This window comes from Sphingopyxis sp. OAS728 (assembly GCF_014873485.1).
Classification (GTDB): Bacteria; Pseudomonadota; Alphaproteobacteria; order Sphingomonadales; family Sphingomonadaceae; genus Sphingopyxis.
The window spans coordinates 3,851,489-3,874,136 of sequence record NZ_JADBDT010000001.1 but is presented as its reverse complement, the minus strand read 5'-3'; the positions used below and the strand labels follow the sequence as shown (position 1 = coordinate 3,874,136).

Here is a 22,648-nt window from a genome sequence, read left to right as displayed (position 1 = left end):
GCTATGCCCTTGAAAGCGAGGAAAGGTCAACCGGAAGCGGCGAGAATTTGGCCGTTGCGAGCCATTCTCAACAACGGCGGGTACGATGGATCAGGCGAGCTCGAACATCGCCGCGATGCGCTCGGGCTGCGAGGGCTCGAAACGCGACCAGCCGTCGGGGCCCAGCTTTTCGAGCGGGCGGAAACGCGCCTTGTACGCCATGCGCGCCGATCCTTCGATCCAGTAGCCGAGATAGACGTAGGGCAGCCCGGCCCGCGCGGCGCGCTGGACATGATCGGCGATGATATAGGTGCCGAGCCCCTCGCGCATCGGATGCGCCGCGTCGAAGAAGCTGTAGATCATCGACAGGCCATCGCCCTGACGGTCGGTCAGGCAGCACCCGACCAAGCGCCCCTTGCGGCCATCGGTCGTCGGCTCGCGATATTCGACCATATAGCTATCGACCGGGGTCTGCTCGACCATGTCGGCGAAATCCTGCTCGTCCATATCGGCCATGCCGCCATTGGGATGGCGCGAACCGAGATAGGAGCGGAGCAACGCATATTGCTCTTCGGTCGCCCACGGCTTGCACGCGGTCGCGACCAGATCGCCGTTGCGGCGGAGGTTCCGTTTCTGCGAGCTGCTTGGCGTGAATTCGTCGGCGCAGACCCGGACCGACACGCACGCCGAACAATCGGCACAGCTTGGGCGATAGGCGACCGACTGGCTGCGGCGGAACCCGATGCGACCCAGCGCGTCGTTCAGCTCGTTCGCGCTGTTGCCGCTGAGTTCGGTGAACACCTTGCGCTCGGTCTTCCCCGCCAGATACGGGCAAGGCGCCGGGCTCGTGACGAAAAAGCGCGGAAAACGGAACGGTGCGGACACGCGGAAAAGACCTCCGGACTGGCGATGCGGAGCCCCCCAACGCGGGTCCGACGCGCTACTTGCACCAACTATGCCGCGCAGCGTCAATGGTGCAAAGCCCGTTTACCATTTTTAAACGTCCCGATCTGAATCAAGCCGAAAATTTTATGAATCAGCCGGTAACTTTTGTGCCGATTTGAATCGGATCAGCTATATCCGCGCAGCTCGTCGCCGGTCAGCGTCGCGACGTGCAGCACGTTGGTCGACCCCGGGGTGCCAAAGGGAACGCCCGCCATCATGACGAGCTTCGCGCCCGCCTTGCAGATGCCGTGGCGCAGCGCCATGCGCTTGCCCTTGGCGATCATCTCCTCGAAGCTGCCGATGTCCTTGGTCGGCACGGCATGCGCGCCCCAGAGCAGCCCCATGCGCCGCGCCGCCTCGCGCTTCGGGGTCAGCACCAGCAGCGGCGCCCCCGGCCGCTCGCGCGCGACGCGGCGTGCGGTCGAACCCGACGCGGTAAAGCAGATGATCGCGTCGGCGGCGATCGTCGTGATGATGCTGCCCGCCGCCTCGGCCAGCGCATCGGCGGTCGTCGCGTCAGGCGCAGTCTCGGTAAAATGCAGACGGCGATAATAGTCGGGGTCGCTTTCGACCGAACGCGCGATCGAATCCATCATGGTGACAGCTTCCACCGGCCATGCGCCCGCCGCAGTCTCGGCCGACAGCATGATCGCATCCGCCCCGTCGTACACCGCCGTGGCAACATCGCTAACTTCCGCGCGCGTCGGCGACGGCGAGACGATCATCGATTCGAGCATCTGCGTCGCCACGACGACCGGCTTGCCCATGCGGCGCGCGGTCGCGACGATCTTCTTCTGGAGCGGCGGCACCGCCTCGGGCGGCAGTTCGACGCCCAGGTCGCCGCGCGCGACCATCGCCGCGTCTGCGAGCTCGAGGATTTCCTCGATCCGCTGGACGCCCGACGGCTTTTCAAACTTGACGAGCAACGCCGCCTTCCCACCGATCAGGCGGCGTGCCTCGGCGACATCCTCAGGGCGCTGGACGAACGACAGCGCGATCCAGTCGACATGCTGTTCGAGCGCGAAGGTCAGGTCCTTGCGGTCCTTTTCGGTGAGCGCCGCGAGCGGCACGACGACATCGGGAACGTTGACGCCCTTGCGATCCGAAATCTTGCCGCCAACCTCGACCACCGTTTCGAGCCGGCTCGGCGACACGGTCTTGACGCGGAGCACCAGCTTGCCGTCATCGACGAGCAGGCGCGTATCGGGTTCGGCGGCGGCAAACAATTCTGGGTGCGGCAAATGGACGCGCGTCGCATCGCCCGGCGCCTTGTCGGTATCGAGCACGAACGGCTGCCCCTTGATCAGCTCGACCGGGCCGTCCTTGAACGTGCCAACGCGCAGTTTCGGGCCTTGCAGGTCGACAAGGATCGTCGTCGGGCGGCCCGTGTCCCTTTCGAGCGCGCGGATCGCCGCGATCACTTTTGCATGGCCGGCATGGTCGCCATGGCTCATATTGACGCGAAAGGCGTCGGCACCGGCGCGATGCAGTTCTGCGATCATCTCCGCATTGGCGCTAGCGGGGCCAAGGGTCGCCAGGATACGGACCTTGCGCTGGCGGGGGGTAAAGCTCTGAACCACAAATGCTCCGATGACTGGGGGACGTTAGGGCAATGCCGTCTTGATGCTGTCTAGGCAACAACCGTATAGCTATTCAATCACCGAACGGAGGAACCATGTCCTGCAGCGACGATCAGACGACCGGCAATGATGCGCTCGACAGTCTCGACGATGCCGTCGCCGCCGCGGCGTTTCGCCGGCTGGCCCGCCTGCTCCAGCACCGGAGCGACGCCGCGAACATCGACCTGATGAGCCTTGCCGGTTTTTGCCGCAACTGCCTTGGTGACTGGATCGCCGAGGCGGGCGATATGGACAGGGAAACCGGCCGCGCGATCGTCCACGGCATGCCGACCGCCGAGTGGAAAGCGCGCCACCACACCGCCGCGACGCCCGAACAGCTCGCGCGGATGGAAGAAAGCATGGCCAAAAATCCTCGGGGCCATTAGGGACGCGCCAAGCGCGATTCTTGCGCTGGACCATTCCCAACTACCGGAGCCCAAAATGAGCGAAGCCACCGTATCCGACGAACAACTGCGCCTTTTCATCGAGCGCATCGAGCGTCTGGAAGAAGAGAAAAAGGGCATCGCCGACGACATCCGCGACACCTATAACGAAGCCAAAAGCAACGGCTACGATCCGAAGATCATGCGTCAGATCGTGCGCCTGCGCAAACTGCCGGTCCACGATCGCAAGGAAATGGAAGCGATTCTCGACGTCTACAAGTCGGCGCTCGGAATCGACTAAACACCACAAGGGAGAGTGACGATGTTCAGCACCACCACCAACAATGTCGAGGGCCGCCCGGTCCGCGAATATCTGGGCATCGTCACCGGCGAAGTGATCGTCGGCGCCAACCTGTTCCGCGACCTGTTCGCCAGCATCACCGACATCGTCGGCGGCCGCTCGGGCAAATATGAGGATGTCCTTGCCCGCGCGCGCAAGGAAGCGATCGCCGAAATGGAAGCCGAGGCCGCGCGCCTCGGCGGCAATGCGGTGATCGGCGTCGACCTCGACTATGAAGTTCTCGGGCAGAATGGTTCGATGCTGATGGTTTCGGCGAGCGGAACCGCCGTGGTTGTCTGAAACCGCGCTCCGCACGTAGTTGTCTGGAACCGCGCTCCGCGCTAGGGGCGACGGCACAATTCCCGTTTCGATGGAGGTAGGCCGTGGCCGGCCATAGTAAATTCAAGAACATCATGCACCGCAAGGGTGCGCAGGACAAAAAGCGCAGCAGCCTCTTTTCGAAGCTCAGCCGCGAAATCACCGTTGCGGCGAAGATGGGCCTGCCCGATCCCGACGCGAACGCGCGCCTGCGCGCCGCGGTCAACGCGGCCAAGGCGCAGTCGATGCCGAAGGACAATATCCAGCGCGCGATCGACAAGGCCGCGGGCAATGACGGCGATAATTACGAGGAAATCCGCTACGAGGGCTATGGTCCAGGCGGCGTTTCGTTGATCGTCGAGGCACTGACCGACAACCGCAACCGCACCGCGACCAACGTCCGCACCGCGTTCAGCAAGAATGGCGGCAACCTCGGCACCTCGGGCAGCGTCAGCCACGGCTTCGACCGGCTCGGTATGATCAGCTATGGCGCGAGCGCCGGCGATGCCGACACGGTGTTCGAAGCCGCGCTCGACGCAGGCGCCGATGACGTCGAATCGTCCGAGGACGGCCACGACATCTGGACCAGCGTCGACAGCCTGCACGAAGTCGCGAAGGCGCTCGAAGCCAAGCTCGGCGAAGCCGAAGGCGTAAAGCTCGCCTGGCGCCCGACGCTCAAGAGCGAAGTCGCCGACGAAGCGCTCGCGCAGACTTTGTTCAAGCTGATCGACACGCTCGACGACGACGACGACGTCCAGACCGTATGGGGCAATTACGAAATCCCCGACGCGGTTATGGAAAAGCTTGGCTAAACGCCAAAATCCGTTCGCATCGAGCGAAGTCGAGATGCCCATCGGGCGCGCGCTCCTTCGGCGTGTCTCGACTTCGCTCGACACGAACGGTTTCCGATGATCATCCTCGGTCTCGATCCCTCGCTCAGCTGCACCGGCTGGGGCGTCATTCGCGTAGAGGGCAGCCGGATCAGCCACATCGCCAACGGGCAGGTGAAGACCGACGCGAAAGCGTCCCTGCCCGACCGGCTCGCGCATCTCGACACCGTGCTCGCGGCGGTGATCGCCGATCATGCACCCGCGTGCGCGGCGGTCGAGGAAGTGTTCGTCAACGACAATCCGCAATCGACGCTGAAGCTCGCGCATGCGCGCGGGGTCGTGCTGCTCGGCTGCGCGCGCGCCGGATTGCCGGTCGGCGAATATGCGCCGCGGCTGGTCAAGAAAGCGATCGTCGGCACCGGCGCCGCAGCGAAAGAACAGGTGCAGGCGATGCTGCGTGTCCTGCTGCCGGGCGCGAAGGTCGCGGGCGCCGACGCGGCCGATGCGCTGGCGGTCGCGATCTGCCACGCGAACCACCGGCCCAAGGTTTAAATCCTCACGCCGTTCGCCCTGAGCTTGTCGAAGGGCCGTTCTTCTCTTAAGGAGAACAAAAGGGGAAGGACAGGGCTTCGACAAGCTCAGCCCGAACGGATGTTAGAAACCAGATGATCGCCAAACTTACCGGACGGCTGGACAGCAGCGGCGCAGGCCATGCGGTGATCGATGTCGGCGGCGTCGGTTACCTCGTCGAGGCATCGGCGCGCACGCTCGACGCTTTGGGTCCGGTCGGCGGCGATGTCACCATCCACACCGAAATGCTCGTCGGCGAGGATTTTCTGCGCTTGCTCGGCTTTGCCAAGGCCGAAGAGCGCGACTGGTTCCGCCTGCTCACCAGCGTCCAGGGCGTCGGCGCGAAGGTCGCGCTCGCAATCCTCTCGGCGCTCGAGATCGGCGACCTGCAACGCGCCCTCGCCAGCGGCGACAGCGCGATGATCGCGCGCGCGAACGGCGTCGGGCCGAAACTGGCGCAGCGGATTGCGCATGAACTCAAAGACAAGGCGGGGGCACTCGGCGGAATTGCAGGCACCGGTCCGTCCCTTGCCGCAACCGCCGGCCCACTCAGCGACGCTGTCGCCGCCCTCACCGGCCTCGGCTTCAAGCCCGGCGAGGCGAGCGCGGCGGTCGCGGCAGCGAGCGAGGAACTGGGTGCGGGCGCGAGCCTCGACGCGCTGGTGCGCGCAGCGCTCAAGAAGGCGGCCAAGTGACCGACCGCGTCCGCAACGCCTCCTGCCGCTGCGGCCAGCTCCGCATCGCCTGCTCGGGCGAACCGATCCGCGTGTCGGTCTGCCACTGTCGCAATTGCAAGGCGCGGAGCGGCAGCGCCTTTGCCGCACAGGCACGCTTCCCCGCCGATCAGGTTCGCACCGAAGGCGAAGGGAAATTGTACCAGCATCCCGGCGGAAGCGGCGCTCTCGCGGACTTCTATTTCTGCGAAAACTGCGGCTCCACGCTCTGGTTCCTCAATCACCCGGAGCTCGACAGCTATGCCGTGCCGATCGGCAATTTCGAACCCGGCCATGACTTCGAGCCGCAATTTTCAGTCTATGAGGATCGTCAGTTACCTTGGGTTTGTATCCTCGGCGAGGCAATAGAGCGTTTATGACTGAGCCCGCCCTCACTACCCCCCTGCGCACCCCTGAGGATGCCGACGCCGCGCTGCGGCCCAAATCGCTCGCCGAATTCGTCGGGCAAGCCGCGGCACGCGAGAATCTGCGCATCTTCATCGAAGCGGCAAAGACGCGGTCGGACGCGCTCGACCATGTGCTCTTCTATGGGCCGCCCGGGCTCGGCAAAACGACGCTGGCGCAGATCGTTGCCAAGGAGCTCGGCGTCGGCTTTCGGTCGACCAGCGGCCCGGTGATCGCGAAGGCGGGCGACCTTGCCGCGCTGCTCACCAACCTCGAGGATGGCGACGTCCTCTTCATCGACGAGATTCACCGGCTATCGCCCGCGGTCGAGGAAATCCTCTATCCCGCGATGGAGGACCGCGCGCTCGACATCATGATCGGCGAAGGGCCATCGGCGCGCTCGGTGCGGATCGATTTGCCCAAGTTCACGCTGGTCGGCGCAACGACACGGCAGGGCCTGCTCACCACGCCGCTGCGAGACCGTTTCGGCATTCCGGTGCGGCTCAATTTCTACACGCATGCCGAGCTGGAACAGGTGATCTCGCGCGCCGCGCGGTTGCTGGCCTTGCCGATCGCGTCGGACGGGGCACTCGAAATCGCCAAGCGCTCGCGCGGCACACCCCGCATCGCGGGCCGCCTGCTCCGCCGTGTCCGCGATTTCGCGACCGTCGCGGGCCACACGGTTGTCGACGCCAAGGCCGCCGATGCCGCGCTCAACCGGCTCGAAGTCGATGCGCTCGGGCTCGACGCGATGGACCGCCGTTACCTTACCATGATCGCCGATATCTATCGGGGCGGCCCCGTGGGCGTCGAGACGCTAGCGGCGGGGCTCAGCGAACCGCGCGACACGATCGAGGATGTGATCGAGCCCTATCTGCTCCAGGCCGGCCTCATCGCCCGCACCGCGCGCGGACGCATGCTCAACGCCAGCGCGTGGAAGCATCTGGGACTCAATCCGCCCGCGGGTTCGCAAGACGGACTTTTCGATCAGGCAAAATAGGCGGTTTTCCGCGGCTTTCATTCCACAAACCGGCCCCGATCTGCGACGAACCGTTGGTTAGGGGTTTGCGACGAGTCGAAGGCCCGCTATCGGTCGGGATAATGGTAAACGTCCCGCCCCCCTTCATCCCCGGCGCCTTCGTCGGGGCCGAACATCATTTCCGGGCGCGCGTCTATTTCGAAGACACCGACCTGTCCGGCATCGTCTATCACGCCAATTACCTGCGCTATATGGAACGCGCGCGGTCGGACATGCTGCGCATCGCGGGCATTGACCAGCGTTCGGCGATGGAGGGCGGCGAAGGCAGCTGGGCGGTCACCGACCTTGCGATCAAATACCGCCGTCCGGCGAAGCTCGACGACGATCTGCTTGTCGTCAGCACCGTCGAGGCGGTGCGCGGTGCGAGTGTGATAATTTCGCAGCGCATCCTTCGCGGGACTGACACGTTAAGCGGCGAGACATTGACCGACGGGCAAGTCACCGCCGCCTTCCTGTCGCCCGAAGGCCGGCCGCGCCGCCAGCCTGCGGGGTGGGCCGACCGATTTACCGCCATCATGAATGGAGAGACTTTCCCTTGCTAGACAATATCTCGCTGGCCGCCGACGCGGCGACCCTGTCCCCCATCGCGCTGTTCCTGCAGGCCGACTGGATCGTGAAAGGCGTGATGATCGGGCTCTTGCTTGCGTCGATCTATGTCTGGATGGTGATCTTCACGCACGGGCGCGGGGTCAGCAAGCTTATGAGTGCGTCGGAACGGTTCGAGCGCGATTTCTGGCGCGCCGAGGATATCGACAAATTTTACGACAAGAACAGCGGCGAAGACCTGCCGAGCGCGAAGGTGCTGGGCGCGGGGATCACCGAATGGCGCCGTTCGACCAAGGGCAAAAATGTCGACCGCGACGGCACGCGCGAGCGGCTCGGCATCGCGATGAACAGTGCGGTCGCGGGCGAAGTCGACCGGCTGGCGGAAAAGATCGGGACGCTCGCGACCATCGGCTCGGTCGCGCCCTTCGTCGGCCTGTTCGGTACCGTCTGGGGCATCATGCGCAGCTTCACCGCAATCGCGGCAGAAAATAACAGCAGCCTGGCCGTCGTCGCGCCTGGCATCGCCGAGGCGCTGTTCGCGACCGCGATCGGTCTGTTTGCCGCCATCCCCGCGGTCATTGCCTACAACGCCTTTTCGCAGCGGCTGAACCGCCTTGAATCGCGCCTCGGCCGGTTCGCCGACGGGCTGCACGCGACCTTCAGCCGCGAACTCGAGGTCGAAGCCTGATGGCGATGTCCGGTCCCTCGGGCGGTATCGGCGGCCGGCGCGGCCGCGGCGCCCGCCGCGCACCGATGGCGGAGATCAACGTCACGCCGCTCGTCGACGTGATGCTCGTGCTCTTGATCATCTTCATGATCACCGCGCCGCTGCTCGCCTCTGCCGTCCCCATCGACCTGCCCGAAAGCCGGGCGAAGCCGGTCGAGACCGAAGAACAGGAACCGGTGCAGCTGTCGGTGGGCGCCGACGACACGCTCTATATCGGCGAAGAAGTGGTGCCCGAGGCCGAACTTCCTGCGCGGCTCGATGCGATCGCGCGCGCGAACGAAGGGCAGGACAAGCCGCGCCAGATCATGCTGCGCGCCGACAAGGGGCTCGACTATGGCCGCGTGATGCGCGTGATGGGCGAACTCAACCGCGCCGGCCTGACGCGCATTTCGTTGGTAACAACCGGATCGGAAGGCGCAACCGACAGCGCGCCGGCTGCGGTCACCGACGGTTCAGAAACCCGACCCTAGGTTAAGACGATGGCCGAAACACGGGCAGATGGGGGGAATGAGGGACGCGGCTTTGCCATCGCGGTGGCGGCGCATGTCGTCATTATCGGCCTGCTCTCGGTCCAGTGGACCGCAGGCGACCGGCGGTTCGACAATCCGCCGATGGAAGTCGACCTCGTCGCCGAGACCGCAGCGGAATCGAGCGCGCCGATCATTACCAAGGCGCCGCCCTCGGCGCGGCTAGGCGAGGAAGATGCGGTCGATATCGCCGCACCCGAACCGACACCTGCGCCGCCGATCCCCGAACCTGTCGTCCGCCCGACCCCTGCGCCGACGCCCAAACAGGTGGCGCGCCCGGTTCCGACCCCGCCCAAGAAGCAGCCGCCCGCTGTGACGAAGGCGCCGCCCAAGGCCGCGCCGAAATCGGCGCCGACAAAAAAAGCACAGACGCGCCCGACGGGCCGGCTCGATGGGATCACCGACGGGCTCGGCCGCGAGCAAACCAAGGCGCCGCCGAACAAGGGCGCGCCCGCCGCAACGACGGCGGCACAGGTGAAGCGGTCGATCGACGTTAGCATCAAGGCAAAGGTCGGGCCTCCGTGGAATCGGTGTAGAGTATCGGGGCTGGACGTTGACCAGCTTGTGACGACCGTAAAATTCCGACTTTCTCAATCGGGCGCATTATCATCGTTCAGCAGCGTTACGACGTCGGGCGTAAACGATAGCAACAAACCACAAGTAGCCATCCATCAGGAGTGCGCGAAAAAGGCGATCCAGCTCGCCAGTCCGTTCGATCTCGATCCCGAGAACTATGATTACTGGAAAGAGTATACTCTTCATCTGGAAAAGAAATGAGGAACAATATCATGTCTGCTAGCCGGCTCTTCGCCTTTTCTCTTTCCTTCCTTCTTTGCAGCACCCCCGTTCTTGCGCAGCAAACGCCAGATGCATCTTCGCCTCCGCGCGCGGGACCGGAAGAAACCGTGACCGGCACGCTGTCGCAGGACCGCACCATCATCGCGATCCCAGCACTGGCAACCGCGTCGGCACAGAATGTCGCGGGACTCCGCACCGACAGCCTTGGCCGCCAGATCGCCGAAGTCATCGCCGCCGACCTTGAACGCAGCGGCCTCTATGATCCGATGGGGCCCGCCGGGATTCCCGCGATCAGCCGCGCCGAGGTGCAGGCGCCGCGCTTTGCCGAATGGCAGGGCCGCAACGCCGAGAACGTCGTCCACGGCTTCGTCGACGCGAACGGCACCGGCGGCCTCGTCGTCGGCTGCTATCTCTATGACACCGCACTCGGCAGCGAGCTCGTCCGCAAGGGTTTCGAGATCCAGCCCGGCGACTGGCGCCGCGCCGCGCACAAATGCGCCGATGCCATCTATTCGCGCCTCTCGGGCGAAGCGCCCTTCTTCGATAGCCGTGTCGCCTATATCGCCGAGAGCGGCCCCAAGGGGAACCGCATCAAGCGCCTCGCGATCATGGACAGCGACGGCGGCAACCACCGCTTCATCACCAATGGTCAGGCGCTGGCAATCAGCCCGCGCTTCTCACCCGATTACAAGAAGATCGTCTACGTTTCCTATCTGAACAACCGCGTCCGCGTGTTCATTTACGACGTTGCGGCGGGGTCGCAGAAATTGGTGACCGAAAGCGCGAACGCGACTTTCGCGCCGCGCTGGTCGCCCGACGGGACGCAGATTCTCTATTCGATGGCCGTGAACGGCAACACCGACATCTATCGCATCTCGGCCAATGGCGGCACACCGGTAAGGCTGACGAGCACGCCGGGCATCGACGTCGGGGGCAGCTTCTCGCCCGATGGCAAGAAGATCGTGTTCGAAAGCGACCGCTCGGGCGGTCAGCAAATCTATACGATGAACATCGACGGGTCGAACCAGCAGCGGATCAGCTTTGGCGGCGGCCGCGCCGCGACCCCCGAATGGTCGCCGCGCGGCGACCTGATCGCCTTTACCCGCATGGGCGGCGGCGAATTCCGGATCGGCGTGATGACCCCGTCGGGCGGCGGCGTGCGGATGCTGACCAATAGCTGGCAGGACGAGGCGCCGACCTGGTCGCCGAACGGCCGCGTCATCCAGTTTTTCCGCACCACGCCCGGCCGCGAAGGCAAATCGGGCCTGTGGCAGGTCGACCTGACCGGCGTGAACATGCGCCGCCTGCCGACCCCGCAAGACGGGTCGGACCCCAGCTGGGGCCCGGTACTCCCCTGAGGAAACCGGAACCAAAGGGGCGCGATCGGGTTCAACTATCGCGTCCTGAACGGGCCAAATCGGCCGCACGAATGATTTTCAACAACAAGAGGACAGAGACATGACGATACGCAAAAGCACCGCAATGATTGCGGCGATCACCATGCTTGCTGTTGGCGCCTGCGCAAAAAAGGCCCCTGACACGCTCCCCCCCGCCCCCGAAGGCACCAGCGACACCGGCAACAACACCGGCACCGGCGTTGTCCCCGGATCGCAGGAAGATTTCCTCGCCAGCGTCGGCGCCATGGGCGACCGCGTCTTCTTCGATTATGACCAGTATAATGTCGACGCGCAGGATCAGGCGACGCTGCAGACCCAGTCGCAGTGGCTGCAGCGCAATCCCGCGGTCCGCGTCACGCTAGAAGGTCATGCCGACGAACGCGGCACCCGTGATTATAACATCGCGCTCGGCGAACGCCGCGCGAACGCCGCGAAAAACTATCTCGCGTCGCTCGGCATCGACCCGTCGCGCATCAACGTCATCAGCTATGGCAAGGAACGTCCGGCCGAACTCGGTTCGACCGAGGAAGCCTATGCCAAGAACCGTCGCGCCGTGACCGTCGTCATCGGGCAATAAGCGGCCACAGCGGCACCGCGGCGAAAGCGGCGGTGCAGGCAAAGACACCGAAGGGGACCCGTCGCTCGCCGAGCGGCTGGTCCCCTTTTCGTTGGACGAAGAGTGCCCAGATGATCCCGCCGAGGCTGGCCAGGAGCAGCATCAGCGGCAGCGCCTGCCAGCCAAGCCACGCGCCGATCGCCGCAACGAGCTTGGGATCGCCGCCGCCCATTGCGTCTTTCAGCCGCACGCGCCGATAGAATTCGGCAATGGTGGCGAGCGTCAGGCCGCAGACGACCGCACCGACCCAGCGGTCGATCAGCGACGTATCCAGCATCGGACCGGCTATCAGCAGGCCGACGATGCCGAGCAGCAGGTTGAGGCGGTCGGGAAGCCAGAAATGGCGCGCATCGAGCAGCGCAAGCGGAAGCAGCATCCAGCCGAACAGGGCCCAGATCCAACCCGCAGTTCCCGGTGAAAATGCGAGGGCGACAATGCCGATCAGTGCTGAGCCCAGTTCGACGCGCCAGTGAAAAGGATCGATCGCAGCATTGCACGTCCGGCAACGACCGCGCGACGCGAGGGGCGACAACAAAGGAAAGAGATCCAGAGCGCCAAGCGGCCGGCCGCAACCATCGCATTGCGATCGCCCAAGCACCGAGCGCCCGGCGGGCCAGCGCAGTACCAGCGTCGCGATGAAGCTGCCAAATACCAGCCCGATCAGCGCAGCGAAGGCGACGCCCATGCCGAAGGGCAAGGCATCGAGGATGGTCACGTCAGAAGCGACCCGAAGTCGCCAGCACGAATCCGCCGGGCCCGGCCTTGAAGCCCAGCGCGGCAAGCGCGCCAGCCATCGCCGGGTCGCGGTCGACGTTGATCGCGAACTGCGCGCGATAGGCGCCGCCGCCGTCGAAGGAGAGCGTCAATCGCTCCATGCCCGACTGGCTGCCGAGCGCAGCCTGTGCGCGTCCGTTCGCACATGTCAGCGGCCCCGAAAGCCCGCGCGACAGGTCGAGCCCGGCAATCGGGGCGGTAACCGCGAGCTGGATGCGACCCGCGGCGCTGGCGCATTTGCCCGCGCCGTCGAACCGCACGGTCGCGCCTTCGAAGCGGATCGTATCGACGGGGATCATGCCGAGCCCGCCCGACATCGAGGTCGTGCCGCTGACATCCGAAATACCGCGCGGGTTGCTGCCATGCAGCCGTCCGGCGAGCGCGCCGAGCCGGTCGTCGGCGCGCGAAAAAGCGAGGTCGACACCCCCGCCGAGCAGTGCGAGCGGCGACAGGCTGGCGCGCACCGTGCCGAGCGGCAAGGCGCCGAGCCGCGCCTCGACGAGTTCGCCCGACCAGACCGACCCGCGAACGGCGCGCGCGGTGATGCCCGCATCGGTCGCACCCGACCAAGCGAGCGCGAGCCGCATCGGGAAGGTTGCAATGATCAGGATCAGCGCAAGCAGCAGCGCCGCAATCGCCCAGCGTCGCCGCGCGCTCATTGACCGCCCTTCCGCAACTCGGCGGTGAGGCCGACGGTACCGTCGGCGGCGGGGGTGATCGTGAGCTGGTCGATGACAAAGCCCTGCCCCTCGAGCGAGGCGAGCCAGTCGGTCAGTACGGTCGCGCGCGCGGTGGCGATCGCGATCGTCGCCTGCCCCGCGCCGCGCGCTTCGTTGCGGTCGAGCGTCAGTCCGATTTCGCCCGCCGATTGTGCAAGATATTGGTCGAGCGCGACGGCATCGACCGCCGCGGCGACCGATTTGGAGGGGCGCTGCGCGAGCAATTGCACCTTCGAGGACACGCGGCCCTCGCGCTCGATCGCGGCGCGGTGCTGGCTCTCCAGATCAATGAAGGCCGCGACCGCCGGTCGCCCGAGACCCCACAGGATCACGCCCAGCGCCAGCACGCCCGCGACGCCGACGAGCCAGCGCTCGCGCGTCGACAGCGCGATCCACCAATTTTGCAGTCTCTCGGTCATGGTACCGCCCGGATCGTGATATTGGCCATTTGCTGACCGTCGCTGCCCGCCATCGGCTGCGCGGTGACGCGGTAACCGCGCGCCTGCAGCGCCAGCAGCACCTGATTGATATCCTCGACACGCGGCGCCGCGAGCGTCGTCGTCAGCGTCCCGTCGGTGCGGTGCGACAGCGTCTTGAGCGAGACGCCGGGCGCATCGCCCATCGCGTCGTACAGCGCCGATGCCGGAACCGAGAAAGCGAGCGGCCCGCCGCCGGCGGCGGCCAGGCGGCGGTCGAGTTCGGCCTCGGCCGCCGTCGCATCGGTCGCGGTCACCCCGGCCTTCTTCGCCATCGCGACGACCGCATCGTCGGCGCGGCCGGTGTCGGATGAGAGGCGCACCGCATAGATGATCGGGATGAGCAGGCTCACGACGACAAGTGCGATGGCAAGGCGCTTCGCCAGCCGGAGCATCGCGGGGTCGACCGACCAACTGCGCTTGGGCTTCCACCCGCCGCTGAGCAGGTCGAGCGGCGGCGCGGCGAGTGTCAGCAACAGCGACTCGCGCATCCGGTCGGCATCGAGCGGCAGCGCGGCGTGGCCGCCCGCGATCAGCGGATCGAGTTCGGGATCGGACATATAAGCGCGCTCGGCGGTGCGGATGATCTGTTCGCCGCCAACGTCGGCCATCCACAGCGTATCGGGTTCGGGCGGCGGCACCGCTGCCGCCGACGGGATGATCGCGGCCGCGCTCAGATCGCGCGCCTTCAGCCAGTCGGTCCACGCAGTCATCGCGGCGTGGGTCGTCACCGCGACCGGGACCGCCTGCCCCTCGCCCGCGGGCTGCCCGGCGACGACATGCAGCGCCGCGGCATCGCCCAGACTGTTCTTCAGCGCGTCGATCCGCGCCGCAGCAGCAGCCTGCGCGGGTGCAGCGCCCGGATAATGGAGCCAGCGCAGCGGGACGTCGGCGGCCGGCGCCAAGGCGATCAGCCGGTCGTCGGGGCTATCGTCGCGCGGTTTTTCCCACGCATCGACCCAGCCGTCATCCTGTCCTGAATCGACGACAATGCCATCGTCGATCCGCAGCCACGCGGGCCGGGGCGCATCGCCTTCGCCAAGCGCAGCCACCGGGGGCAGCCAGAGAACCAGCGTGCGCGTCATATCAGTCGCTCTCGCCCCAATCGCGGCGCACGATTACCGGCGGCGTTATGCCCGCGGACGGCGCCCCGCCATTGGCATCGATCAGCGAAACTGCGGTCAAGAAACCGTCCCCCATCGTCACATTCGTCGTCAGCGCCAACCAGCGGCTGTTCACGCCCGCCTGTTCGGCAACATCGGTCGGCGGTTTCCGTCCTTCGAACGGCCCCGCCTCCCAGAATCGTACGCTGCTGCCATAGCCGCCAGCGGGGCGCGCCGCCAGCACCGCCCGCGCTTTCGCCACGCCGATCTCGCCGGGCACCAACATCGCGACCAGCGGCGCCTGTTCGGGCGCGAGCGTATTGACGTTAAGCTTCACCGGGTCGGTCACCGGCAGGACGCAAATCCAGGGCTTAAGGCGCGCGTAAATTTTCGGCGTCACGCCGCGCACCGCGCGGAGTTCGCTAACATCAGCCATCTTGCGGTTCGCGGGCAGATAGGCGCCCTGCATCCCGCGATAGGCGTTATCCTCGGCGCCGAGCGGGCCCTCGTTGCTGTCGCTGTCGATCCAGTCCGCCGCCGCGCCCGCGATCGCCTGCGCCTGCCCCGCATCGATCCCGAGCAAGCTCATCAATTCGCCGAACTGGCGCATCGAACCCGACCGCTGGCTGAATCGCCCCGGCACCGTCTCGGCGACAAGGCTGTTGAGATTGAAGCAATTGTTCGCGTCGGTCAGCTTCGCGCGACCCTGACCGCCGGGCAACGGCAGCGTGAAATCGCGCCCGAGCCAGTTTCCGGCCAGCGTCAGCTTGGCGGGGTCGCGTCCGACGAGGTCGGCGACACGGCGAAGCGCGATCTGCTCGGCAGCAAAGGCGTATGCGCGGCCCTGATCGACCGTCGCCGCGCTGCCCGCGATGCGCGTCGCGAGCGTCAACCGGTCGAGCGCGGTCGCGGCGATCACCGCCATCACAGCGACGAGCAGCAATACGGTCAGCAGCGCCGCGCCGCGCTCGTCTTTCCTGCGGCGTCTCATGGTGTCGGCACCCCTTGGACCGGCGGCGGCGGCAGCGTGGGCGCGGTCAGGAACAGCATCGTCAACGCCTCGCGCCCGGTGCGAGCCAACCGCACCTCTACCGCACGCGGCAGGCGGTCGCCCGGCTCCGAATTCCAGACCTCGCCCCAATTGCCCCGCTCATCGCGGTACCGCACCGCGACGCTGGCGACGTCGGCGATCAACCGGTCGCCCTCGCCGAGCGCCGTGCCATCGAGCATCGGCTGCGTCGCGCGCCGCCACTCGTTGCCGACCTTTGCATAGGCGACACGCTCGATGGCGGGACGAGAGCCACCATCCTGCGAACCCGCTCCTCCGTGGACAAAGGCAAAGCCCGTTGACGATCCTACGAAGGCGGGAACGGCTTCCCCCGCCGGCCCGCGCGTCGAACGCTGAACAGCCTGCGCCAGATCGTTCGCCATGACGGCGCGCAGGCGATTGATCCCGCCCATCGCCTTCAGCCGTTCCTGCACCGCATCCTGCGTATCGACGCTACTGCGCAGCAGGCCGACGCCCATCGCCGCGATGGCCGCGAAGATCGACAGCGCGACGAGCATTTCGACGAGAGTGAAGCCGCGTTCGTCCCTCATCGCGACGGCCGGATGATCGTCAGCACCGCCTGCCCGCGCCCACTCTCGGGACGCACGCGCAGGTCGATGCGCAGCAAACTATCGTCGGCGGTTTTCGAGACCCGCTGTTCGACGCGCCAGTTGCGCCCGGCGTTCGCGACGCCGATGGCGCTATTGCCGATCGTGGGCGGCGCCGGATCGGTCCACAATTCGACCGCTCGGTTTTGGGCGACGACGCCCGCCATTGTGCTTTCGTCGAGATCGCCCGCGGTGCGCACCGCATAGGCGTCGAGGCGGACAAGCGCGAGCGCGGCAATGCTGATGACGCTCAAAGCCACGAGCATTTCGAGCAGCGTGAACCCCCCTTCGCCGGACGGCGAACGACGGACGACATCATTGCCCACGGCTGACCTCCCCGGTTGCCGAAACGCGCACGATTTCGCGCGCATCACCCCCTGTGAGCACTATCGCCTGCGGCGTCGGACTGATTCCCACGCGATCGAACAGCACGCGCGACGCGCCCTGCCCGTTGCCAGCTGCAAAGCGCACATCGCCGGGCCAGTTGCGCTGTTCGAAGGCGCGGCCGGGCAGCGGCTGCCATTCGCCCGAAATCCGCCGTTCGAAACCATAGCCCGACGGCGCGAAATTGACCGCGACGCTGCGCCCCTCGATCACCGCGACATCCCGCGCGGCGGCGAGACGCGCGGCGAGCCGGTCAGCCTCGCTGCGTACCGTGCGTTCTTCACCCGGAATGGTGAGCACGACGGCGGTCGCGGCGAGCGCCATGATCGCGAGCACGACCATCAGTTCGACGAGCGTAAAGCCGTTGGCGTGGGGACGCGCGCGCGTCTCAGCTATCGGCGCGAATATCCGCATTATCGTCGGTCCCGCCGGGGGCGCCGTCGGCACCGAGCGACCAGACGTCGAACGCCTTTCCGTTCGGCCCCGGCGCCTGATAATTATAAGGGCGGCCCCACGGATCGGCGGGCAGCTTCTTGATATAACCGCCGCGGCGATAGCGTTCGGGCTGCGCGAGCGCGGGCGGTGCGATGGTCAGCGCGTTCAGCCCATCGGTCGAGGCCGGATAGGTCAGATTGTCGAGCCGGTACTGCTCGAGCGCATTTTCGAGCGTCGCAATATCGGCCTTGGCCTTGGTCACCATCGCGCGGTCCTGGCTCGGCAGGACGTTGATCATCACCACGGTGGCGAGCAGCCCGATGATGAAGATCACGACCATCAGTTCGGTCAGTGTGAAGCCGCGCTCGTCCTTCTTGCGCGGCGGACGGGCGGGGTCGAGCATCAGGCGGATGAAAAGCTGCATCAGAGACATTTATTATAGACCTGCAAGGTTCTGCAACTGAAGGATCGGAAGCAGAATGGCGAGGATGATAAGGGCCACGCAAGACCCCATAACGACAATTATGACAGGTTCGAGAAGCGCCATCGACGCCGCCGTAAAGCGGTCGAATTCGCGTTCGAGATAGTCGGCGGCGCGCTCCAGCATCTGCTCGAGCCGCCCGGCACTTTCGCCGCTCGCAGTCATATAGACGAGCAGCGGAGGGAAGACCCCGGCATCGCGGAGCGCGGCGGACAAGCTGCCGCCAGCGCGCACCTGATCGACGATATTGGCGGTCGCTCCCGCGAGCGCGGCGTTGCGGATCGTCGGCACGGTCAGCTTCAACCCTTCGACGAGCGGCAGGCGGCTCGACACCATCGTCGACAGCGTCCGCGCAAAGCGCGCGGCATAAAGGTCGCGGAGCAAGCGCCCGAAAAGCGGCAGGCGGAGCAGCCGGCCATCGACGCGCGCCTTGAACGCCGGGCGCCGCATCGCGGTGACCCAGCCGAAGCTCGCCCCGGCGATCAGCAACGCGATCAACCACCACCAGTTCGCGGCAAAGCTGGAAATCGCAATCACCGCGCGGGTCAGAAACGGCAGTTGCTGGCCGACGTCGGTGAATTGTTCGACGACACGCGGGACAACGAAGATCATCAGCGCCGCGACGACGCCGATCGCGACGATCGCGAGGACGATGGGGTAAGCGAGCGCGGCGATCAGCTTGCCGCGCACCTCGGCCTGGCGTTCGAGCAGGTCGGCAAGACGGGCAAGAATGGTGGTCAGGCTGCCCGTGGTTTCGCCCGCGGCGACCATCGCGCGGTAGAGCGGCGGGAAGCTGCCCGGCTGGCGTCCCATAGCATCGGCTAGGCGGCGGCCTTCGAGCAGGCCGGCGTGGACATCGCCGATGACGGCGCGCGCGCTTTCGGCCTCGCTCTGCCGCGTCAGCGTGCGTAGCGCCTCTTCGAGCGGCGCGACTTCAGCGAGCGTCGCGAGCTGGCGCGTGAACAGCGCCAGATCCTTGCTGCTCAATCTATTCCGGCGGAACGCAAGCAGCGAACGGCCGGCTGGTTTGGCCCCCGCAGCTTCGACCGCGACGATATGAAATTTGCGGCGAACCAGATCCGCGCGCGCCGCGTCGTCGTTGGCGGCGGTCAGCCGCCCTTTGCGCTCGCGGCCCTGGGGATCGATCGCCACATAGCGATAATCAGGCATCGATTTCCTCGCGCCGCGCGATACGGATCGCCTCTTCGGCGGTCGTCAGCCCCTTCGCGACCATCGTCCGCGCCGCCGAAGCCAACGTCGGCGATTTCAGGAACGCATGACGCGCGATCATCGCCTCGTCGCCGCCGTTATAGATGTAGCGACGTACCGTTTCATCGACCTTGATCGCCTCGAACACCCCGATTCGGCCCTTGTAGCCGATGCCGCCGCACTGTTCGCAGCCCTTCGGGCGCCAGATGACGGTGCCGATGTCGAGCCCGAGGATCGCAGCGACGCTGTTGTCGGCCTGCACCGGCTCGCGGCAATGGTCGCACAGCTTGCGGACCAGCCGCTGCGCCAGGACCGCGCGCAGCGTCGAGGCGAGCAAGAAGGGCTCGACCTTGAGGTCCTTGAGGCGCGTGATCGCGCCGACCGCATCATTGGTGTGGACGGTCGAGAGCACGAGGTGTCCCGTCAGCGACGCCTGCACCGCGATGTCGGCGGTCTCGCGGTCGCGGATTTCGCCTACCATCACGACGTCGGGATCCTGGCGCAGGATAGCGCGGAGGCCCGCGGCGAAATCGAGCCCGACCTTGCTGTTCACCTGCGTCTGGCCGACGCCGTCGACGGCATATTCGACCGGATCCTCGACGGTCAGGATATTGCGTTGCCCGTCGTTCAATTGTTTGAGCGCCGCGTATAGCGTCGTCGTCTTGCCCGAGCCCGTTGGGCCGGTGACGAGGATGATGCCATTGGGTTCAGCGAGCGCCTCGCGCAAAATCTGGTCGGCGGCACCCGACAGGCCGAGGACGTCGAAGTCGATCCCCGCCGCATCCTTGTCGAGGATACGCATCACGACGCGTTCGCCCGCGCGGCTCGGCAGCGTCGACACGCGCACGTCGACAGCCTTGCCCGCCAGCGTCAGCCCGATACGGCCGTCCTGCGGCACGCGGCGTTCGGCGATGTCGAGCCGCGCCATCACCTTGATGCGGCTGACGACAACGGGCGCGACATGCGGCGGCATGCGCAGATGCTCGCGCAGAACGCCATCGGCGCGCATCCGCACGACAAGCCCGCTCTCATAGGGTTCGATATGAATATCGCTGACGCCCTGCCGTACTGCTTCGGCGATGATCGCGTTGATGAGGCGGATCGCAGGCGCGTCATCGGCGCTGTCGAGCAGATCCTCCGCGCTCGGGATGCCGAGATCGAGGTCGCTGCCATCGAGCGAGCCGGCCATAGCGGCGGCCGAGCTGTCGACCGCATAATGGTCCGACAGCAGCCGGTCGAAATCGGCGACGCCCGCGGTCGCGACGCGCAGCGGCTGTGCCAGATAGCGCTTCACTTCGATCAGCACCGCAGGATCGGCGTCCTCGCGCAACGTCGCGAGCCACGCTCCGCCTTCGGCCTGCGCGATCACGACGCCATGCGCGCGGGCGAAGCCATACGGGATATCAACCGGCGCCGGGGGAGGCGCCGCCGGTTCGATGTCGGTCACGGATAGTCTCCGGCAGGGGGAGCGGGGGCCTGCGAAATCGAGGGCGGAACGTCGGTGGTTGTCACGCTGCCATCGGGTCCACGCAGTTCGGGCAGATTGACCGGGCCGACGGTAATATCGGCGGGCGTTGGCGCGGTCGGCGCCGGCGGCACCGCGCCCAGATAGTCGCGCACCAACGTATCGATCGCAGGTTCCTCGTTGGGGTTCCGCTGAAGCTGGAAGTCGCGGATATAGCCGTAGCGGCGCGCGGTGAGCGCGGCATTATCCTCGCGATTGCGCAGGATCGTCGGGCGGATGAAGACCATGAGGTTCGTTTTCGAGCGCGTGCGGCTGCGCGACTTGAACAATTCGCCGAGCAGTGGAATGTCGCTGAGAAGCGGGATGCGCTCGATCGTCTTGCGCTCGTCGTCGTTGAGCAAACCGCCGATCGCGAGGATTTCGCCATCGTCTACGGTCAGCACCGTCTCGAACGCGCGCTTGTTGAGGATGAGGTCGCTGTTGCGCGACGAGACGGGGCCAGCGACGCTCGACACTTCCTGGCGCAGGAACATCTTCACTTCGCCCGCGCCATTGACCTGCGGGGTCACCTCCAGCTTGATCCCGACCTCTTCGCGCTGGACGGTGCGGAAGGCGTTTTCGAAATTGTCGCCCAGCTGTTCGCCCGTGGTGATCGGCACATCTTGGCCGACGAGGAATTTCGCCGCCTGATTGTCGAGCGTCACGATGTGCGGCGTCGCGAGCAGGTTCGACGTGGTGTCCGACTTCACCGCGTTGATGATCGCGCCAAAGATCGTGTTCTTGCCGATATCGCCTGCGAAACCCGCAAAGCCGCCGGTCGCCGTGAGCAGCGACGCCGCCGCGGCTTCCTGCAGGCTGTTGCCGAGCGAGCTGTTCGTCTGTGTGACCGTGGTGTTGCCATTGACCGTCGTGGTCTCCTGCGACAGCCGGTTCGCGGCATAGGCGCCGCCGAGCGTCAGGATGTTAGGCTGCGCATTGCTGTAGCTCGTCGCGACGAACGGGATATTCTTGCCGCCGAGCAGGAACTGGACGCCGAGCCGCTTCGCCGCATCGTCGCCGATCTCGACGACGATCGCCTCGACGAGGACCTGTTGGCGGCGGCTGTCGAGCTGGCGGATCAATTCGCCGAGCATACGCTGCACTTCGCTATTCGCCGCGACGATGATCGCGTTGGCGCCTTCGTAGCGCGTGATGATCGCGGGGCCGCGGGTCGAGATGCTGCCGGTGCCGCCGCCGCCCGTAGACGTTGGCGCGTTCGTGGCGGCCGCCACCGGCGCCGAGCTTCCGCTGCCGTTCGAGGACGAAGAGGAGGAAGCGGGCGGCAGGCCCGCCTTTTGCACCGGATCACTGCCGCCGCCGATCAGCTGCTGCAGCGTCGGCAGCAGGGTTTCGGCATTGGCGTGTTCCAGCCAATAGACGCGCAGTTCGGTGCCGCCCGCCGCCTTTGCGTCGAGGTCGTTCGCCATCGACACGAAGCGCGCGACCATCGCCTGATCACCCCTCAGCGCAATCGCATTGCTGCTGTCGATCGGCACGATCGCGACGGGCTTCTGTGCGCCCTCGCCCGCGGCCGGCACCAGCGCCTGCAACGCCGCGGCAATCTCGCGCGCGCCGGCATTTTTGAGCGTGACGATCTGGCTGGTCGAGCTGTCGCGATCGATGCTCGAGGCGAGCGCCCGGATACGGCGGATATTGTCGGCGAAATCGGCGACAACCAGGCTGTTGGCGTTGCGGTTCGCCGTGAGCGACCCCTGCGCGCTGACGAGCGGGCGCAACGTTTCGACCGCCGACACCGCATCGATGTACCGCAAGCGGATGATCTCGGTGACGAACTGGTTCTGCGCCGCGCCGCCGCTGCCGATGCGGCCGGGCTGCGCCGCGGCGCCGTCGATCGGCTGGACGCGGTAGCTGCCGTTGGGACCCGGAACCGCGACGAGCCCGTTCGAACGCAAGGTCGCGAGGAAAATCTCGAAATATTCGCTGCGCGACAGCGGCCGGTCGGTGACGACCGAGACCTTGCCGTTAACGCGCCCGTCGATGACGAAGGTGCGCCCGGTGATCCGCGCCGCGTCCTGAATGAAGGCGCGGATGTCGGCATCGCGAACGTTGAGCGTATATTGCGCGTACACCACGGTCGGCGTGGCGGAAACCAGTGCGGCGGCGAGCATCAGGGAAAGTTTGAGGCGCATGGGTC

Annotated in this window: 28 protein-coding genes; 14 read left to right on the top strand and 14 right to left on the bottom strand. The window is 66.1% G+C overall.

Features of this window, described 5'->3' with window-relative positions; all coding sequences use genetic code 11:
- Positions 1–90: 90 nt before the first annotated feature.
- Entirely contained in the window at positions 91–864 is a 774-nt protein-coding gene (locus tag GGC65_RS18295; protein WP_192648458.1) for an arginyltransferase, read from the bottom strand.
- Positions 865–1,049: 185 nt separating this feature from the next.
- A complete protein-coding gene (gene pyk / locus GGC65_RS18290) occupies positions 1,050–2,504 on the bottom strand; it encodes a pyruvate kinase (protein ID WP_192648457.1) in 1,455 nt (484 codons plus the stop codon).
- Between the two features lie 95 nt (positions 2,505–2,599).
- Between pyk and GGC65_RS18285 the strand changes: the two genes are divergently transcribed.
- The 14 genes from GGC65_RS18285 (at position 2,600) to pal (ending at position 11,713) form a co-directional block, all read left to right on the top strand.
- Positions 2,600–2,929: a DUF1244 domain-containing protein gene (locus GGC65_RS18285; protein ID WP_192648456.1), complete on the top strand. Its 330-nt coding sequence runs from the start codon at positions 2,600–2,602 to the stop codon at positions 2,927–2,929.
- Between the two features lie 55 nt (positions 2,930–2,984).
- Complete coding sequence (locus tag GGC65_RS18280; RefSeq protein WP_192648455.1) at positions 2,985–3,227, top strand: DUF2312 domain-containing protein; 243 nt, start codon at positions 2,985–2,987, stop codon at positions 3,225–3,227.
- A gap of 21 nt (positions 3,228–3,248) precedes the next feature.
- A complete protein-coding gene (locus GGC65_RS18275; RefSeq protein WP_062184526.1) occupies positions 3,249–3,566 on the top strand; it encodes a heavy metal-binding domain-containing protein in 318 nt (105 codons plus the stop codon).
- A gap of 83 nt (positions 3,567–3,649) precedes the next feature.
- The gene (locus GGC65_RS18270) at positions 3,650–4,396 is read left to right on the top strand and encodes a YebC/PmpR family DNA-binding transcriptional regulator (protein ID WP_192648454.1); all 747 of its coding nucleotides are present in this window, start codon (positions 3,650–3,652) and stop codon (positions 4,394–4,396) included.
- A gap of 96 nt (positions 4,397–4,492) precedes the next feature.
- Positions 4,493–4,966, top strand: coding sequence for a crossover junction endodeoxyribonuclease RuvC (gene ruvC, locus GGC65_RS18265; protein WP_192648453.1), 474 nt, complete (start codon positions 4,493–4,495; stop codon positions 4,964–4,966).
- Positions 4,967–5,079: 113 nt separating this feature from the next.
- Positions 5,080–5,679 (top strand): Holliday junction branch migration protein RuvA, encoded by a 600-nt coding sequence (gene ruvA, locus GGC65_RS18260; protein WP_192648452.1) that lies wholly within the window; start codon positions 5,080–5,082, stop codon positions 5,677–5,679.
- Entirely contained in the window at positions 5,676–6,077 is a 402-nt protein-coding gene (locus tag GGC65_RS18255; RefSeq protein WP_192648451.1) for a GFA family protein, read from the top strand. Before ruvA ends, GGC65_RS18255 begins: the two co-directional genes overlap by 4 nt.
- Positions 6,074–7,102, top strand: coding sequence for a Holliday junction branch migration DNA helicase RuvB (gene ruvB, locus GGC65_RS18250; RefSeq protein ID WP_192648450.1), 1,029 nt, complete (start codon positions 6,074–6,076; stop codon positions 7,100–7,102). The genes GGC65_RS18255 and ruvB overlap by 4 nt, the downstream gene beginning before the upstream one ends.
- A gap of 101 nt (positions 7,103–7,203) precedes the next feature.
- Complete coding sequence (locus GGC65_RS18245) at positions 7,204–7,683, top strand: YbgC/FadM family acyl-CoA thioesterase (RefSeq protein ID WP_192648449.1); 480 nt, start codon at positions 7,204–7,206, stop codon at positions 7,681–7,683.
- Positions 7,677–8,375, top strand: a complete 699-nt coding sequence (gene tolQ / locus GGC65_RS18240) for a protein TolQ (RefSeq protein ID WP_192648448.1) — start codon at positions 7,677–7,679, stop codon at positions 8,373–8,375. The genes GGC65_RS18245 and tolQ overlap by 7 nt, the downstream gene beginning before the upstream one ends.
- Complete coding sequence (tolR, locus tag GGC65_RS18235) at positions 8,375–8,884, top strand: protein TolR (protein WP_192648447.1); 510 nt, start codon at positions 8,375–8,377, stop codon at positions 8,882–8,884. The genes tolQ and tolR overlap by 1 nt, the downstream gene beginning before the upstream one ends.
- Positions 8,885–8,893: 9 nt before the next feature.
- Complete coding sequence (locus GGC65_RS18230; protein ID WP_192648446.1) at positions 8,894–9,718, top strand: hypothetical protein; 825 nt, start codon at positions 8,894–8,896, stop codon at positions 9,716–9,718.
- An 11-nt stretch (positions 9,719–9,729) separates the two neighbouring features.
- On the top strand, positions 9,730–11,097 hold the full coding sequence (gene tolB / locus GGC65_RS18225; RefSeq protein ID WP_192648445.1) for a Tol-Pal system beta propeller repeat protein TolB: 1,368 nt from the start codon (positions 9,730–9,732) through the stop codon (positions 11,095–11,097).
- 100 nt (positions 11,098–11,197) lie between these two features.
- Positions 11,198–11,713: a peptidoglycan-associated lipoprotein Pal gene (gene pal, locus GGC65_RS18220; protein ID WP_192648444.1), complete on the top strand. Its 516-nt coding sequence runs from the start codon at positions 11,198–11,200 to the stop codon at positions 11,711–11,713.
- On the opposite strand, the gene GGC65_RS18215 is transcribed toward pal, so the two are convergent.
- From GGC65_RS18215 to gspD, 12 genes are read right to left on the bottom strand one after another with little or no spacing between them, the layout of a single operon-like run.
- On the bottom strand, positions 11,700–12,437 hold the full coding sequence (locus GGC65_RS18215) for an A24 family peptidase (RefSeq protein ID WP_192649622.1): 738 nt from the start codon (positions 12,435–12,437) through the stop codon (positions 11,700–11,702). The genes pal and GGC65_RS18215 overlap by 14 nt on opposite strands.
- A 31-nt stretch (positions 12,438–12,468) precedes the next feature.
- Complete coding sequence (gspN, locus tag GGC65_RS18210; RefSeq protein ID WP_192648443.1) at positions 12,469–13,185, bottom strand: type II secretion system protein N; 717 nt, start codon at positions 13,183–13,185, stop codon at positions 12,469–12,471.
- On the bottom strand, positions 13,182–13,664 hold the full coding sequence (gene gspM, locus GGC65_RS18205; protein ID WP_192648442.1) for a type II secretion system protein GspM: 483 nt from the start codon (positions 13,662–13,664) through the stop codon (positions 13,182–13,184). Before gspM ends, gspN begins: the two co-directional genes overlap by 4 nt.
- Positions 13,661–14,806, bottom strand: coding sequence for a type II secretion system protein GspL (gene gspL, locus GGC65_RS18200; RefSeq protein ID WP_192648441.1), 1,146 nt, complete (start codon positions 14,804–14,806; stop codon positions 13,661–13,663). Before gspL ends, gspM begins: the two co-directional genes overlap by 4 nt.
- 1 nt (position 14,807) lies before the next feature.
- Positions 14,808–15,815, bottom strand: coding sequence for a type II secretion system minor pseudopilin GspK (gene gspK / locus GGC65_RS18195; protein ID WP_192648440.1), 1,008 nt, complete (start codon positions 15,813–15,815; stop codon positions 14,808–14,810).
- Positions 15,812–16,423 carry a type II secretion system minor pseudopilin GspJ gene (gene gspJ, locus GGC65_RS18190; RefSeq protein ID WP_192648439.1) on the bottom strand — a complete coding sequence of 204 codons (612 nt, stop codon included), beginning with the start codon at positions 16,421–16,423 and terminating at the stop codon, positions 15,812–15,814. The genes gspK and gspJ overlap by 4 nt, the downstream gene beginning before the upstream one ends.
- Positions 16,420–16,806, bottom strand: a complete 387-nt coding sequence (gene gspI / locus GGC65_RS18185) for a type II secretion system minor pseudopilin GspI (protein ID WP_318780191.1) — start codon at positions 16,804–16,806, stop codon at positions 16,420–16,422. The genes gspJ and gspI overlap by 4 nt, the downstream gene beginning before the upstream one ends.
- The gene (locus tag GGC65_RS18180; RefSeq protein ID WP_192648437.1) at positions 16,796–17,278 is read right to left on the bottom strand and encodes a GspH/FimT family pseudopilin; all 483 of its coding nucleotides are present in this window, start codon (positions 17,276–17,278) and stop codon (positions 16,796–16,798) included. Before GGC65_RS18180 ends, gspI begins: the two co-directional genes overlap by 11 nt.
- Positions 17,253–17,732, bottom strand: a complete 480-nt coding sequence (gspG, locus tag GGC65_RS18175) for a type II secretion system major pseudopilin GspG (RefSeq protein WP_192648436.1) — start codon at positions 17,730–17,732, stop codon at positions 17,253–17,255. The genes GGC65_RS18180 and gspG overlap by 26 nt, the downstream gene beginning before the upstream one ends.
- A gap of 3 nt (positions 17,733–17,735) precedes the next feature.
- The gene (gene gspF, locus GGC65_RS18170) at positions 17,736–18,950 is read right to left on the bottom strand and encodes a type II secretion system inner membrane protein GspF (RefSeq protein WP_192648435.1); all 1,215 of its coding nucleotides are present in this window, start codon (positions 18,948–18,950) and stop codon (positions 17,736–17,738) included.
- Positions 18,943–20,436, bottom strand: coding sequence for a GspE/PulE family protein (locus tag GGC65_RS18165; protein WP_192648434.1), 1,494 nt, complete (start codon positions 20,434–20,436; stop codon positions 18,943–18,945). The genes gspF and GGC65_RS18165 overlap by 8 nt, the downstream gene beginning before the upstream one ends.
- Complete coding sequence (gspD, locus tag GGC65_RS18160; protein WP_192648433.1) at positions 20,433–22,643, bottom strand: type II secretion system secretin GspD; 2,211 nt, start codon at positions 22,641–22,643, stop codon at positions 20,433–20,435. Before gspD ends, GGC65_RS18165 begins: the two co-directional genes overlap by 4 nt.
- Between the last annotated feature and the right edge of the window lie 5 nt (positions 22,644–22,648).